This window comes from Segatella oulorum F0390 (assembly GCF_000224615.1).
Taxonomy (GTDB): Bacteria; Bacteroidota; Bacteroidia; order Bacteroidales; family Bacteroidaceae; genus Prevotella; species Prevotella oulorum.
This window is the reverse complement of record NZ_JH114217.1, coordinates 436,249-451,077: the sequence shown is the minus strand read 5'-3', so window position 1 is coordinate 451,077 and position 14,829 is coordinate 436,249. Positions and strand designations below refer to the sequence as shown.

Genomic DNA, 14,829 nt, shown 5'->3' with positions numbered 1-14,829 from the left:
ATTATATTTGCAAATATAAACAAAATATCAAAGATAATGGCAAAAGTATATGAGTTTTTAGCCAATGGCTTCGAAGAGATGGAAGCCCTTGCCCCGGTTGACATTCTACGTCGTGGCGGTTTAGAGGTGAAAACCGTGAGCATCACGGGGAGTTTGGAAGTAACCAGTTCACATGGTGTGACTCTCTTGGCCGATCTCCGCTTTGAAGATGCGGGCCATTTCGACGATGCCGACATGCTCTTGCTGCCGGGTGGCCTGCCCGGCTCTACGCATTTGAATGAACACGAAGGCTTAAAAGCATTGCTCCGGCGCCACCATCAGGCGGCAAAGCGCATCGGAGCCATCTGCGCAGCACCAATGGTTTTGGCCGGTTGTGGCATCCTTGATGGCAAGAAAGCGACGTGCAGCCCTGGGTTTGAACGCTACTTCAATGCGTCAACCACCTACACCGGCACACTGTTTCAAGAGGATGGCAATGTCATTACGGGCGAAGGTCCGGCGGCAACCCTCCCCTATGCCTATCAGATTTTAAGCTACTTCGTCGACAAGTCTGTCGTGAAGCAGTTGCAAGATGGCATGCAATACACCCATTTGCTAAGCCAAGCATAAACCAATGGCCAGGCCTTTGTGGGCGGGCAAACAAAGATAAAACGGCAATTCATAAGGCACACGTCGTGCAAAAGCATAGCAATGGGTCGCTAAAAGCATGGAAATTGCGTCACAATAGCCATGCTTTTACCACCTAAAAGCATAGCTTTTGCAAGACATGGTGCCGCTAACGTTATTATGGACTATATCATTATCGTCGCTGGTGGCAAAGGCATGCGCATGGGAGCCGATATTCCCAAGCAGTTTCTTTTGCTCGGGGGAAGGCCGATTCTCATGCGCACCATGGAGCAGTTCTACAACTATTCGGCAGACTTACAGCTGATTGTGGTGCTCCCCAAAGCACAACAGCACCATTGGAAACAACTGTGTAACGATTACAATTTCACCATTCCGCATTGCATTGTCGATGGCGGACAGACACGTTTCGACTCGTGTAAGCATGGGTTAGCCGCTATTCCCGCAGGCGAAAGCGGCGTGGTGGGCATCCACGATGGCGTGCGTCCGTTCGTTACACCCGACCTCATTGACCGCTGTTTCACAGCTGCCCGCGAGCATGCAGCCGCACTACCGGCACTTCTCCCCCACGACTCGCTCTGTCATGTGGGGCAGAATGGCGAGGCACGGCATGTGCCACGCGAGCAATACCGCTTGGCGCAAACCCCACAAGTGTTTGACATCGCCCTTCTTCGGCGCGCCTATCAACAGCCCTTCCAAGACCATTTCACCGACGATGCATCGGTGGTTGAAGCCTTGGGAGAGCCAATAACCTTGGTAGAGGGAACGCGAGAGAACATCAAAATCACGACCCCCTTTGATTTAAAAGTGGCTGAAACCCTGCTGTAACCATGCCCGACATTCTCGAACAAGACATCATGTATCTGCCCGGAGTGGGGCCCAAACGCAAAGAAATTTTGGCGAAAGAGCTCCAAATCAACACGTGGGGCGACCTCTTAGAGTACTATCCTTATAAATATGTAGATAGAAGTAAGGTCTACACCATCAACGAGTTGAACGGCAATATGCCTTTTGTGCAGCTCAAAGGTAAGATACTCAGTTTCGAGGAGTTTGCCACAACGCCACGCAAAAAGCGCTTGGTGGCACATTTCAGCGATGGCCATGGTGTGGTCGACTTGGTGTGGTTTCGCGGCGTTCAATATGTCAGCAAAACCTATCAGTTAGGCGTTGAATACATTGTTTTCGGCAAACCGTTGGTCTATGGCGGCCGTTTTCAGTTTGCACATCCCGAAATAGAGGAGGCAACCACCTTGCAACTCAACGAGATGGGCATGCAACCTTATTATATAACCACGGAGCGAATGAAGAACGGGGGCATCACAAGTCGGGCCATAGAGAAGCTCACCAAGACGCTCATCGCAAGGCTTCCGCAAGGCAGTTTGCCCGAGACATTGCCGCCATTCATCACGCAACCGCTGCATCTTCTTTCGCGCGAAGCGGCCTTTCATGGCATTCACTACCCCCACTCTTTGGACGAATTGCAGCGCGCACAAGTGCGATTGAAGTTTGAAGAGCTTTTCTATGTGCAGCTCAACATTCTGCGTTATGCGCACGACCGCCGCCGAAAATACAGCGGATACCGCTTCCATCAAGTGGGACAAGTGTTTCATCAATTCTACGAAAACAACCTGCCCTTTGCTCTAACGGGTGCACAAAAGCGCGTGATGCACGAGATAAGAGCCGACATGGACAGTGGAAAACAGATGAACCGACTGCTGCAAGGCGATGTGGGGTCGGGCAAAACGCTGGTCGCTTTAATGACGATGTTGATTGCCATTGGTAACGGTTTTCAGGCCTGCATCATGGCACCTACCGAAATTTTAGCCGAGCAACATTTTGTCACCATCAAGGAATTTCTGCACGATATGCCCGTAGAAGTGGCGTTGTTGACCGGCGTTGTAAAAGGGAAACGTCGCCAAACGCTGCTCGAACGTCTGGCCAAAGGCGAGATAAACATTCTCGTTGGCACCCACGCTGTCATCGAAGACACCGTGCAATTTGCACGCCTTGGCTTGGCTGTTGTCGACGAACAACATCGCTTTGGCGTGGCACAACGCGCACGATTGTGGGCAAAAAGCGAGCAACCGCCCCACATTCTCGTGATGACAGCTACCCCCATTCCGCGCACCTTAGCCATGACCATCTATGGCGATTTGGAAGTAAGTGTGATTGATGAGCTGCCTCCCGGCCGCAAACCGATTGAGACCTTGCACAAATATGACACCCAAATCACGAGTCTGTATCAAGGCATACGCCAGCAGATTGAGCAGGGGAGGCAGGTTTATGTGGTGTTTCCGCTCATCAAAGAGAATGAGAAAAACGATTTAAAAGATTTGGAGAAAGGCTACGAAAACCTCTGCGAAATCTTTCCACAATATGCTATTAGCAAAGTGCATGGCAAACTGAAACCGGCTGAAAAGGAAGAGGAAATGCACAAGTTTGTGCAGGGCGAGACGCAAATCTTAGTGGCAACGACGGTGATAGAAGTGGGAGTCAACGTGCCCAATGCATCGGTAATGGTCATTATGGATGCCCAACGGTTTGGCCTTTCGCAGCTCCATCAGTTGCGAGGGCGCGTGGGACGTGGCGCGAAACAATCCTATTGCATTCTCGTCACAGGCTATAAACTCAGCGAAGAGACCCGCAAACGCATCGACATCATGTGCGAAACCAACGATGGTTTCCGCATTGCCGAGGCCGATTTAAAGCTGCGTGGTCCCGGCGATCTTGAGGGAACGCAACAGAGTGGCATTGCCTTCGACCTGAAGATTGCCAACATTGCACGCGACGGACAGTTGGTGCAAATGGCAAGAGAGGTGGCACAAAAGATTATAGAAAGCGACCCATTAGGCGAAAATCCCGCACACCAAATGCTGTGGCAGCGCCTGAAAGCCTTGCGTAAAACCAATGTCAACTGGGCGGCTATCTCATAAATAAAGTCGGTAGTGCATAGGCTAAAAAGGCAAAAACAGACGCGTTGCGTTTCTAAAAGTAGCCTAAAATACGTTAACAACAGATGAACGTGCGATTTTTTTTACTACCTTTGCAACGCTTTTCATTAGAAAACAGGTCTGTATTTGGACCTTACCCAATGCTTCCTTGATGCACATTGCTTTCATCTTGATTGGGTCTGAATCTAAAAACTGATGTATGAGTTTTAAAAAGAGCATTCAAAGAATTACAATAATTGCGACATTCGCTTGTGCAATCCTCCCTGCGCAGGCACAGGATTTATTAGCACGTCAGGCACCTATTGACAGAAAAATGAAGGCGGTTGACACGCTTGCACTGAGAAGTATCATCGAAAAAGAGCAAGAACAATCGCCGGCATCTGAACTTTATCAAGAGTGGGACAACCGCTATGCACACAAAAGAACACAGATGCCCGACACGTTTAAGATTGACTTGCGCCATTTTTGCATGCCTACTCCCAGCCGTGTGGTGACCAGTAATTTCGGTAACCGCTGGGGAAGACCGCACAAAGGATTAGACATCAAAGTGTATATTGGCGATACCATCCGCGCTGCATTCAGTGGTAAAGTGCGCATCGTACGCTATGAAGCAGGTGGCTATGGCAAATATATCGTCATCAGACATCCCAATGGTTTGGAGACGATTTACGGTCATCTTTCAGAGCAATTGGTAAGCGAAAACCAATCGGTTAAAGCCGGAGATGTGATTGGCTTGGGCGGAAACACAGGGCGAAGCACAGGTTCTCACTTGCACTTCGAGACACGATTGTGTGGCGTGGCGCTCAATCCGGCATTGATGTTCGACTTCAGAAATCAGGATGTCACGGGCGATTACTATGTATATAATGTGAATACCTACGACGAAGAGTCGGTTGAAGCAACACGCCTTCGTGGAAAAGTGGGTAATGGTGGCTACACAAGAGATTTGGTACAGAATGGCGAACCCGGCAGCTACAAGGACAAGAAGCATGCTGATAATGACGAGTTGCTCTATCATAAGGTGAAGAATGGCGAAACACTTGCGTCGATAGCGAAGCTAAGAGGCGTGACTGTTGAGAAGATTTGCAGCCTCAACCACCTCAGTGCTAACGCCAAAGTACGTCCGGGAATGATTCTAAGATACTCATAACAGATCCTTTTTCAACATCAATAAATACTTGAAAGTTTTTGGAGTCGCGGGCGTTATGTAACGCTTGCGGCTTTTTATTTCACCCCCTACGAGACATTTTGTTTCATCAATTCACAACTTCTGTATAACTCTTTTTGCACATGCGCAAGATTATTCATATTGATATGGATGCTTTTTTCGCGAGCGTTGAACAGCGCGATCATCCCGAACTGCGAGGAAAACCCATTGCAGTGGGCTATGATGATGTGCGTGGAGTGGTGTCAACTGCCAGCTATGAAGCACGAAAATATGGCGTACGGTCGGCCATGTCGATGCAAATAGCCAAGCGCATGTGCAAGGATTTAATCGTGGTTCCGGGTCGCTATGAACGCTATAAAGAGGTGTCATGGGCCATCCATTCCATCTTTCATGATTATACAGATTTGGTGGAACCCCTATCACTTGATGAGGCATTTTTAGATGTAACGCACAATAAAAAAGGCATGCCGTTGGCCTCAGAGATTGCAAAAGAGATTAAACAGCGCATCAAAGACGAGCTGCATCTCACGGCATCGGCCGGCATATCTTACAACAAATTATTGGCTAAAATTGCATCCGATTATCACAAACCCGATGGCCTATACATCATTCATCCCGATCAAGCACTCGACTTTATCGCACAATTACAGGTGGAAGACCTATGGGGTGTTGGGCCAAAAACGGCACAGAAGATGCACAAAATGGGGATTTTTAATGGCGAACAGCTGCGCCAATGCTCAGTAGGACATCTCAAATCGGTCTTCGGAAAGATGGGACCTGTCTTCTATAACTATGCACGTGGCATTGATGAACGACCGGTTGTGACCAACTATGTGCGCAAATCGGTGGGGTGTGAGCACACTTTTTCAGAAGATCTCATCCGACCTTCGGCTATATTGATTGCGCTTTATCACTTGGTAGTGGAGCTTACCGAGCGCTTAGAAAAGAGTAAATTTGTGGGAAAGACGGTGACCTTGAAAATAAAATACAACGATTTTCAGCAGATTACGCGTAGCATCACCACCCACAAAAAGCTGCAAACCAAGAAAGATATTCTACCTTTGGCCAAACAATTACTGCACCAAATCCATTACAGCAATATGCACCCCATACGCCTGATGGGCTTAACAGTCTCTAATTCGGTGACGGAAGATGGCAAAATAAAAACAGAATGGGTGCAATTAGAGCTTGACTTTAAGGTGTAATAGCAATAAATACTTACCTTTGTAGCATGGAAACAATCGCACTCAACGACCTCACAATTGGTTATCATCACAACTGTATTGCGGCGCATTTGCAGGCCTCTTTGTCGGCAGGAACCCTCACTTGTCTGTTAGGTTCAAACGGCATGGGCAAATCAACCCTACTCAACACCATGAGCGGAGCATTGCCTCCACTCGGTGGAACCGTCGACATTGCGGGGAAAAGCATTGCAGCCTATTCGGCAAAAGCTTTGGCCAAACAGATGAGTATCGTGCTCACACGTCCCATAACCGTGCAGCAATTATGCGTCAATGAATTAGTGGCTTTAGGGCGATACCCCTATACTGACCACTGGGGACGTCTCACTTCGCACGACGAAACCATTGTCATGGAGAGCCTATCGTTAGTGGGGATGCAGGCTTTCTCCCAAAGAAAGGTGGGCACACTCAGCGATGGCGAACGCCAAAAGGTGATGATAGCGAAAGCTTTGGCCCAGCAAACGCCCATCATTCTCTTAGACGAACCCACGGCATTCCTCGATTTTCCGAGTAAGATTGACATGCTCAAGCTACTCAAACACTTAGCTCATCGATTGCAAAAAACCATTCTTCTGTCAACCCATGACCTTGCTTTTGCCTTGAAAATGGCCGACAACCTGTGGCTTATGCAAGCCGGAAAGCTGCACGAAGGCACACCAAAACAGTTAGCCGATACAGGCCTTTTGGCAAACTATATCCATCAAAAGGATGTGACTTTCAACCCACAAACCATGGAAATATCATATCAATCAAAGGTCGATATATAGCCCTATTGCTCACCACATCACTCCCACCTGCGCGTAAGAGCATTCACCGTTCCTTGCAATATCATTCACTTTTACATGCAATATCATCGATATTTGCATGTAATATCATCCATATTTGCTCACCATATCGCCTATATTACTTGCCCTTAACGCATACTTCGCACGACATTCCTGCAGGGAAGGCACAAAAAGAAAAGGACACTTCGTATAGCGGAGTGTCCTTTTTATTTATCTGCCTCATGAACTATTCCAAGGCTTGTTCAATATCTGCAATGATATCATCAACGTTTTCAATACCCACAGAGAGTCGAATTAAGTCGGGCGCAATACCTGCTTCACGGAGTTGTTCATCTGTAAGTTGTCTGTGTGTGTGGCTTGCTGGATGCAAAACGCATGTACGCACATCGGCCACATGGGTCACAATTGAAATAAAATCAAGGCGATCGATAAACCGAATTGCATCTTCTCGTGAACCTTTCAAGCCAAAAGCGATAACACCACACGACCCATTTGGGAGATATTTTTGCCCTAAAGCGTAATACTTATTTGAAGGAAGACCGCAATAATTCACCCATGCCACCCTCTCATTCTTTTCCAACCACTCGGCAACCTTCTGCGCATTCGCACAATGTTGCTTCATTCGAAGATACAAAGTCTCAAGACCTAAATTAAGAAGGAATGAATTTTGAGGTGCAGGAATACTTCCTAAATCTCTCATCAGTTGCGTGATAAGTTTGGTGAGATAGGCCATTTTTCCAAAGGTTTGGGTATAAATAATCCCATGATAGCTCTCATCTGGCGTAGTCAGCCCATGGAACTTCCCAGGATAGGCCTCCCAATTAAAGTGGCCAGAGTCAACCACTGCGCCACCAACCTGTGTAGCATGTCCATCCATATACTTGGTTGTAGAATGGGTAACGATATCACAACCCCATTCGAATGGGCGGCAATTGATGGGTGTTGCAAACGTATTGTCTATGATTAAGGGTATACCATGCTGATGAGCCATCGTTGCAAAGCGTTCTATATCGAATACCTTTCCCCCAGGATTGGATATGGTTTCGCCAAAGAAGCATTTTGTGTTGGGGCGGAATGCAGCCTCTATTTTGGCGTCATCCCACTCCGGATCGATAAAGGTGCATGTAATTCCTAACTTTTTCAGCGTAACTCCAAAGAGATTGAATGTACCACCATAGATTGTATTGGACGTAATAAAGTGGTCGCCAGCCTCACAAAGATTGACAATCGCATAGAAGTTTGCCGCCTGACCAGACGATGTGAGCACCGCACCAATACCTCCTTCAAGGGCAGCTATCTTCTTTGCAACAGCATCATTGGTAGGGTTTGCCAGGCGAGTATAGAAATATCCGCTATCTTCTAAGTCAAATAGGCGTGCCATTTGCTCACTACTCTCATATTTGAAAGTTGTGCTTTGGTAGATAGGCAACTGTTGGGGCTCTCCTTTTTTAGGCTTCCATCCGCCATGAATGCAGATGGTTTCAAGACTTTTTTTCATCTTATCATTGCTTTTTATATACGGTCTAACTTTGTCATGACTTCTGTTTCTTGATGCTTTTCGGAGAAACCCAACGATGGATAATACGGTTGACAGGACCAAGGATAAATATTATCTAAAGATAGGAATCGCATCTAATTATCGTGTTGACGCGTGTTCATGCGCGCTTCCACTACATTTACGACATAATCACCAAGCTTTTCACACTCCTGAATAATGTCCATATATATCGTTCCGATGGTGTAAGTGTAAGCATGTGAGTTGACATCATTGATGTTTTGCGTGCGCAACTGATTGCGATAGTTGTTGATTTCGTTCTCAATATTGAACGACTTATTCACGTCAATGGTCTCGCGATTGTGCTTAAACATGTAGTTCATTTGCTCCAAAGCATTGTTGGTAAGCGTGAACATCTGGTGGATATGGTTGTATTGTTGCGGCGTGAAATCCTCCTTTCCATTCACGCGTCGGTGAATAGTTCGCGCCATATTGAAGCAGCTATCGCCGATACTTTCAATCTCACTAATCTCACGAAGCATGGCACGAATCTTAGCCTTTGTCTCATCACTCAAATGCAAATCGCTCACCTCATTGAGGTAGTTGGCAATCTCAATCTCCATGCTATCGCTGATACCTTCATATTTTTCAATGCGGTTATAAATATCCATGAATTTCTTTTCGTCGCGCTCTTCCAAGAGATTGCGCACCATACCAAACATGCGTTGAATGCGTTCGGCAAAACTGGAAATCTCCTTTTGCGCTTCAAGCACCGAGAGTTCGGGGGTCTTCATGATACCCGTTTGGATGAAACGCAAGCGGAAATCATCCTCATCGGCCTGCTTCTTAGGCTTAATAATAAAGCAAACAATCTGTTCAATCTGCTTGATAAAGCCCATCAATACGCAAGTGTTGATGACGTTGAAAGCCGTATGGAAGGCCGCCAAAGCAAAACTCAATTTCGCTGCATTAGCCGCAAATCCCGGGTCGTGGGCCTTGAGTTGATCATCATAGTCCACCAATCCGCACACCGCATGCACAAAGGGATGGAAGACAATGAGCATCCAAAGCACGCCAAAGAGGTTGAAGAACATGTGGGCAAAAGCCGCTCTTCGCGCCTGCGTGTTGGCCGTGAGCGAAGCCAATATCGAGGTAACAGTGGTGCCAACATTCTCACCCATTACCAAAGCTATGCCCTGATAGATGGGCAAAACGCCCGTAGAACAAAGAATCATCGTGATGGCCATGATGGCAGCCGAGCTGTGAACGAGCATCGTTAGCACGCCACCAATGAGCAAAAAGAGAATGGTTGTCGAGAAACTTGTGGGGTCGAAAGTGGCAAAGAAATCAATAACGGCTTGGTTATGTGCTAAATCCATCTCCTTACCGGTGGCGCTTAACGTGCCCAAACCAAGGAACAGAAAGGAGATACCAAAAATAAAATCGCCGATAATCTTGCGTTTCTTCGAATAAATTAAGACGAGGGCTATGGTGAAAGCGGGCCACACAAAGTCGGTGAAATGAAACGAAAAGCCCGCACTCATGATCCAAGCCGTGAGCGTTGTGCCGATGTTTGCACCCATAATCACCGAAATAGCTTGCGCCAAGGTGAGCAATCCTGCATTCACAAACGACACCGTCATCACCGTAGTTGCTGTGGAACTTTGTACCGCTGCCGTGACAAATGCACCTGTAAGAATGCCTGTGAAACGGTTGGTTGTCATAGCGCCTAACACATGTCTGAGCTGTGGTCCCGCCATTTTCTGCAAGCTGTCGCTCATCGCTTTCATGCCATACATCAGCAAGGCCAACGCGCCTATGAGCTTAAAAATTATCCAAATCGACATATTATTTTGATTTTATATCATCTAAATCATGTGGGAATACAATCTTTTTTATACCTTTGAATAGGTCGAAGCGCACTTTGCACGCCTGACCGGACATCACATTGCAGAGATATAAACATTATAAACATGGAACATCAAGTTCAAATTCGTTGCAAAAATAATAAAAAAACAATGAAAGTGGCCATCGGAAGCACACTTTCTGAAGTTTTTTCTGCTTTTCAGTTGACAATGGCTTTTGGTCCCATCTGCGCCAAAGTGAACAACAAGGTCGAGGGAATGCACTTTCGCGTGTACCATAATAAAGATGTGGAGTTTTTGGATATGCACAGCGCTTCGGCCTCAAGAAACTACACGCGCACGCTGTTCTTTGTGCTGTGCAAAGCCGTGCACGACTGCTATCCCAAGAGTTATGTGGTGATTGACATACCTGTTTCCAACGGTTATTTTGTGAATGTAGACCTCGGTCGCCCGCTCGAAGCTACCGACATCACGCGCATTCGCGAGCGCATGCAGGCCATTATCGATGCGCGAATGCCCGTGAGACGTTTCGAAGTGACCACCGAAGCGGCCGTAGAGATGTTCAGAACGCGTGGCGACGAGGCCAAGGCTAAGCTGTTGGAAAGCTCGGGAAAGCTCTACACCACGTATTATCAGATTGACGACTACGTAGACTTCTACTACGGTTCGCTGCTCACCAACACGCGTCAGCTCTATCTTTTTGGATTGGAACCCTATTTCGACGGTCTGTTGTTGCGCATCCCTTCGTTGGACAATCCGGCGCAACTGCCCGAGATAACGCAACAAAACAAGATGTTCGAGCTGTTTAAAGAACACCACGCGTGGCAGAAAATCTTGGGCATTCGCACCGTGGGCGATTTCAATGAAGCCGTGAAACAGGGGCATGCCATTGATTTAATTCACGTGAGCGAGGCCTTGCAAGAGAAGAAAATTGCGCAGATTGCCGACGAGATTGCCGCGCGCAATGGTGTGAAATTGGTGTTGCTGGCGGGGCCTTCGTCGTCGGGAAAGACCACCACTTGCAAGCGCCTTTCGATTCAACTCTTGGCCAACGGCATCAAACCGCTGCAGATTAGTTTGGACGATTATTTCGTCAACCGTGCCGATACGCCGAAAGATGCACAAGGAAATTATGATTACGAGAGTCTTTATGCACTCGATTTGCCGCTGCTCAACCAGCAATTCAACGCGCTGTTTCGCGGCGAAGAGGTGGAACTGCCCAAATATAATTTCCAAACGGGCATGCGCGAAAAGAGTGGCAAACGCTTGAAGATGCAGCCCCACAACGTGCTCGTGGTCGAAGGCATTCACGCCCTCAACCCCGAGCTCACCGCGCAAATTCCGAGCGAACAGCAGTATAAGGTGTATGCATCGGCGCTGACAACCATTCTACTTGACGACCATAACTATATCCCCACCACCGACAATCGGTTGCTGCGCCGCATTGTTCGCGACAACAAGTATCGCGGCGTGAGCGCACAAGAGACCATCAAACGCTGGCCATCGGTGCGGGCCGGCGAGAACAAATGGATTTTTCCGTATCAGGAGAATGCCGATGCCGTGTTCAACACCGCCATGCTTTTCGAGCTGGCCGTGCTGAAAACGCAAGTCGAACCCTTGTTAGAACAAGTGCCCGAATGGTGTGATGAATACAGCGAAGCCTACCGATTAAAGAAGTTTTTGCACTATCTTCGTCCCATCAGCAACCACGACATTCCGCCCACATCGCTGCTGCGCGAGTTCTTAGGCGGAAGCTCATTTAAGTATTAAACGCACGCCGTTCATCGCCGACGAGTGGCACAAGCAAAAAGAAACACGGCCACTTTTCAACGCAAAAGCTATCACTTTGCCGGGCAATGTCAATGACTTTACCCACAAAAGTGATAGCTTTTTCTTGGCGCCATGCCGCGCTTGCGACAACAAGCACAGGGCGAACCGCCTACAATGATTTGCGATAACAACGGTGGCGCCGATGCAGCTCGGAGTCGAAATACGTCCATTCGCTTTGCACCGCATGATTGCTTTCCATCTGGTGCATGGCCTCGGCCCACTGAAAACCGCACTTGCGGAAGCGCGAGATGAGATCGTTAAAGATCAAGGCGTTGGCACCTTTCTTGCGATATTCGGGCAGCACGGCAATCATCAGCAGGTCGACGGTGTCGGTTTTGTGCCACTTCAACACCTTTAACAGCTGCCACCAACCGAAAGGAAACAGCCTACCGTCGCGCGTCTTTTGCAATGCTTTGGCAAACGAAGGGAAACAAATGCCCACGCCAATCATCTCGTTGTTGCGCGAGCGATCGACCACCGACGACACCAAATCCAAATCGGCCACCTTAATATATTCGTTCACCAACTGCGTGATTTGCGCATCGGACAGTTCCGAATAGCCATACAACTCCTTAAACGTGGCGTTGATAATCTCGAACACACGCCGCCCCTTGCCCTCGTGCAATAGCTCGTGACGGGTGAACTTGTGCACGTGAATGTCGTAGCGCTGCTCAATCATCTCGCCAATCTTCGCAAACTTTGGCGGAATCACCTCGGGCACTTTGATGCGAAACTCCACGTAGTCGTTGTCCTTTTCAAAGCCCGCCATGTGCTCCATGTGGCGCACGTAATAGGGGAAATTATAATTGACATACATCGTGGCGAGGCGGTCGAAACCCTCAACCATCATGCCTTCGCGATCCATATCGGTGAACCCCAACGGGCCAACGATGACATTCATACCACGCTCGCGCCCCCATGTCTCCACCGTTTCGAGCAATTTGCGCGACACTTCCTCGTCGTCGACAAAGTCGAACCAGCCGAAACGCACCACCCGCTGCTGCCATTTTTCGTTGGCCCGACGATTGATAATGGCTGCCACACGGCCCACTATCTGCTCGCCTTTGAAGGCCAGAAAATAGCAAGCCTCGCAACATTCGAACGACGCATTGCGGTCGCTGCGCAGCGTGTTCATCTCATCTTGAAACAAAAAAGGAACGGCGCAGTCGTTGCCCCGATAGAGGTCGTAATAGAATTGGACGAACTTTCGCAAGTCAGCCCTACTTTCAACCCGCTTGATTTTAATCATTGAATGCTCCATCATGCAATTTTTAACGCACAAAAGTAGCAATTATTTCTGAATTAAAGCGTATCTTTGCCCCACAAACCGGCGGAGCACCCCGATGAAAGGGCGCTGCTGCACAGGTAAAAAGATTGTAGAAATGAAAACAGGATTAGTGCTCGAAGGCGGCGCATTGCGTGGGCTCTACACCATGGGCATCGTTGATGTGCTCACCGAGCAGCGCATTTTCTTCGATGGCATGATTGGCGTTTCGGCAGGGGCAGCCTTTGGTTGCAACTACAAGAGCCGGCAACCCGGCCGCGTGTTGCGCTATAATCAGCGCTTTGCCCACGACTGGCGCTATTGCAGTGTGCGCTCGTGGCTTTGCACGGGCGACTTGTTTGGTGCTGATTTTGGCTACCATCAGGTGCCCGAAGAGCTCGATCTGTTTGATTTCAAGACGTTCTATGCCAACCCAACTGCGTTTTGGCTCGTAGCCACCGACGTGGAAACGGGCGAAGCCGTCTACCGACAAGCCACCGAAGGCATGCACATCGATGAGCTGTGCGAGTGGATTCGCGCCTCATCCTCCATGCCGCTGGTTTCGCAATGGGTTGAAATCAAGGAGCAGAAGCTGCTCGACGGCGGGCTGGCCGATGCCATTCCGCTCCGGTTCTTCAACGAGCAAGGCTACGAGCGCAACGTGGTCATCCTCACGCAACCGCGCGGCTACATCAAGCAACCCAACGCGCTCATGCCCCTCATGCGCCTCGTTTACTATCGCCATCCGCGCTTTGTGCAGACCATTGCGCAGCGCCACGAGATGTACAATGCGCAACTGCGCTACGTCGAGGCACAAGAGAAGGCCGGCAAGGCTTTCGTCATTGCGCCCGAGGCAAAACTGCCCATCCGGCACATCACCCACGACCGGCAGCGCATGCAACGCACCTACGACATCGGCCGCGCGCAGGCTTTGGCGCTCCTGCCACAGCTAAAAGCGTTTCTCGAAAACGAAACAACACGATAAAACAAAATATAACAACGAACATTTTAAATTTTTTGAATATGGAAAGATTACCCAACGACCCGATGATTTTGTTCAGCACAGTCAACATGTTGCTGCGCGACAACTATCAATCGTTAGACGAACTGTGCGACGACATGCACGTGAAACGTCAAGACATTGAATCGAAGTTGGCCGATGCCGGTTTCGAATACAATGTAAAGAACAACAAGTTTTGGTAAATCCCCGCGTGCCGAAAGGCCGCAAACGCTCATCGGGGCGAAGATGCAACACAACATCTTCGCCCCGATTGTTTTTCGCTTCGCCTGCCGGCATCGTTGCATCAACGCACCCATGTCGTCCAGAAAAAGTCACTGTTTTTTGACGAACGAGCTTCCGGCGCAGAAAAAAGTCACCGTTTTTTGACGCTCGAGCCTCCGGCGCAGAAAAAAGTACACTGTTTTTTGTACGAACGAGCCTCCAGCGCAGAAAAAAGTCGCTGTTTTTTGACGAACGAGCCTCCGGCGCAGAAAAAAGTCACTGTTTTTTGACGAACGAGCCTGCGGCGCAGAAAAAAGTCGCTGTTTTTTGACGAACGAGCCTCCGGCGCAGAAAAAAGTCACTGTTTTTTGACGAACGAGCCTG

13 protein-coding genes are annotated in these 14,829 nt (G+C 48.6%); 9 read left to right on the top strand and 4 right to left on the bottom strand.

The features are described 5' to 3' along the window. The first annotated feature begins 36 nt into the window (after positions 1–36). The 6 genes from HMPREF9431_RS11030 to HMPREF9431_RS11005 all read left to right on the top strand — a co-directional run bounded on the left by HMPREF9431_RS11030 (position 37) and on the right by HMPREF9431_RS11005 (position 6,751). On the top strand, positions 37–609 hold the full coding sequence (locus HMPREF9431_RS11030) for a DJ-1 family glyoxalase III (RefSeq protein WP_004381388.1): 573 nt from the start codon (positions 37–39) through the stop codon (positions 607–609). Positions 610–786: 177 nt separating this feature from the next. Continuing rightward, positions 787–1,452: a 2-C-methyl-D-erythritol 4-phosphate cytidylyltransferase gene (locus tag HMPREF9431_RS11025; RefSeq protein ID WP_004381387.1), complete on the top strand. Its 666-nt coding sequence runs from the start codon at positions 787–789 to the stop codon at positions 1,450–1,452. A 2-nt stretch (positions 1,453–1,454) separates the two neighbouring features. Next, positions 1,455–3,557, top strand: a complete 2,103-nt coding sequence (gene recG / locus HMPREF9431_RS11020) for an ATP-dependent DNA helicase RecG (RefSeq protein ID WP_004381386.1) — start codon at positions 1,455–1,457, stop codon at positions 3,555–3,557. Positions 3,558–3,774: 217 nt separating this feature from the next. After that, complete coding sequence (locus HMPREF9431_RS11015) at positions 3,775–4,725, top strand: peptidoglycan DD-metalloendopeptidase family protein (protein WP_004381385.1); 951 nt, start codon at positions 3,775–3,777, stop codon at positions 4,723–4,725. A 140-nt stretch (positions 4,726–4,865) separates the two neighbouring features. Beyond that, positions 4,866–5,948 (top strand): DNA polymerase IV, encoded by a 1,083-nt coding sequence (dinB, locus tag HMPREF9431_RS11010; RefSeq protein ID WP_004381384.1) that lies wholly within the window; start codon positions 4,866–4,868, stop codon positions 5,946–5,948. 26 nt (positions 5,949–5,974) lie between these two features. Beyond that, positions 5,975–6,751 (top strand): ABC transporter ATP-binding protein, encoded by a 777-nt coding sequence (locus HMPREF9431_RS11005; protein ID WP_004381383.1) that lies wholly within the window; start codon positions 5,975–5,977, stop codon positions 6,749–6,751. 244 nt (positions 6,752–6,995) lie between these two features. Here HMPREF9431_RS11005 and HMPREF9431_RS11000 read toward each other — a convergent pair whose 3' ends face one another. Both HMPREF9431_RS11000 and HMPREF9431_RS10995 read right to left on the bottom strand, forming a co-directional pair. After that, positions 6,996–8,267, bottom strand: a complete 1,272-nt coding sequence (locus tag HMPREF9431_RS11000) for an O-acetylhomoserine aminocarboxypropyltransferase/cysteine synthase family protein (protein ID WP_004381382.1) — start codon at positions 8,265–8,267, stop codon at positions 6,996–6,998. A 134-nt stretch (positions 8,268–8,401) separates the two neighbouring features. Then, positions 8,402–10,111, bottom strand: coding sequence for a Na/Pi cotransporter family protein (locus HMPREF9431_RS10995; RefSeq protein WP_004381381.1), 1,710 nt, complete (start codon positions 10,109–10,111; stop codon positions 8,402–8,404). 126 nt (positions 10,112–10,237) lie between these two features. Here HMPREF9431_RS10995 and HMPREF9431_RS10990 point away from each other — a divergent pair, with 126 nt between their 5' ends. After that, positions 10,238–11,899, top strand: a complete 1,662-nt coding sequence (locus tag HMPREF9431_RS10990; protein WP_040561614.1) for a nucleoside kinase — start codon at positions 10,238–10,240, stop codon at positions 11,897–11,899. A gap of 169 nt (positions 11,900–12,068) precedes the next feature. On the opposite strand, the gene HMPREF9431_RS10985 is transcribed toward HMPREF9431_RS10990, so the two are convergent. Beyond that, on the bottom strand, positions 12,069–13,220 hold the full coding sequence (locus HMPREF9431_RS10985) for a hypothetical protein (protein ID WP_004381378.1): 1,152 nt from the start codon (positions 13,218–13,220) through the stop codon (positions 12,069–12,071). Between the two features lie 121 nt (positions 13,221–13,341). On the opposite strand from HMPREF9431_RS10985, the gene HMPREF9431_RS10980 reads away from it, so the two are divergent. Together HMPREF9431_RS10980 and HMPREF9431_RS10975 are read left to right on the top strand one after the other, a co-directional pair. Further along, entirely contained in the window at positions 13,342–14,208 is an 867-nt protein-coding gene (locus HMPREF9431_RS10980) for a patatin-like phospholipase family protein (protein ID WP_004381376.1), read from the top strand. A 38-nt stretch (positions 14,209–14,246) separates the two neighbouring features. Further along, entirely contained in the window at positions 14,247–14,426 is a 180-nt protein-coding gene (locus HMPREF9431_RS10975; protein ID WP_004381375.1) for a DUF4250 domain-containing protein, read from the top strand. Positions 14,427–14,555: 129 nt separating this feature from the next. Here the strand turns inward: HMPREF9431_RS10975 and HMPREF9431_RS13570 are convergent. Beyond that, positions 14,556–14,829: hypothetical protein (locus tag HMPREF9431_RS13570; protein WP_231287818.1), on the bottom strand; the 274-nt coding region annotated here is incomplete at its 5' end.

Excerpts from the sequence above, each read along its gene's own strand:
- HMPREF9431_RS11030 (WP_004381388.1), top strand. The coding sequence starts at position 37 with ATGGCAAAAGTATATGAGTTTTTAGCCAATGGCTTCGAAGAGATGGAA.
- HMPREF9431_RS11025 (WP_004381387.1), top strand. The coding sequence starts at position 787 with ATGGACTATATCATTATCGTCGCTGGTGGCAAAGGCATGCGCATGGGA.
- recG (WP_004381386.1), top strand. The coding sequence starts at position 1,455 with ATGCCCGACATTCTCGAACAAGACATCATGTATCTGCCCGGAGTGGGG.
- HMPREF9431_RS11015 (WP_004381385.1), top strand. The coding sequence starts at position 3,775 with ATGAGTTTTAAAAAGAGCATTCAAAGAATTACAATAATTGCGACATTC.
- dinB (WP_004381384.1), top strand. The coding sequence starts at position 4,866 with ATGCGCAAGATTATTCATATTGATATGGATGCTTTTTTCGCGAGCGTT.
- HMPREF9431_RS11005 (WP_004381383.1), top strand. The coding sequence starts at position 5,975 with ATGGAAACAATCGCACTCAACGACCTCACAATTGGTTATCATCACAAC.
- HMPREF9431_RS11000 (WP_004381382.1), bottom strand. The coding sequence starts at position 8,267 with ATGAAAAAAAGTCTTGAAACCATCTGCATTCATGGCGGATGGAAGCCT.
- HMPREF9431_RS10995 (WP_004381381.1), bottom strand. The coding sequence starts at position 10,111 with ATGTCGATTTGGATAATTTTTAAGCTCATAGGCGCGTTGGCCTTGCTG.
- HMPREF9431_RS10990 (WP_040561614.1), top strand. The coding sequence starts at position 10,238 with ATGGAACATCAAGTTCAAATTCGTTGCAAAAATAATAAAAAAACAATG.
- HMPREF9431_RS10985 (WP_004381378.1), bottom strand. The coding sequence starts at position 13,220 with ATGGAGCATTCAATGATTAAAATCAAGCGGGTTGAAAGTAGGGCTGAC.
- HMPREF9431_RS10980 (WP_004381376.1), top strand. The coding sequence starts at position 13,342 with ATGAAAACAGGATTAGTGCTCGAAGGCGGCGCATTGCGTGGGCTCTAC.
- HMPREF9431_RS10975 (WP_004381375.1), top strand. The coding sequence starts at position 14,247 with ATGGAAAGATTACCCAACGACCCGATGATTTTGTTCAGCACAGTCAAC.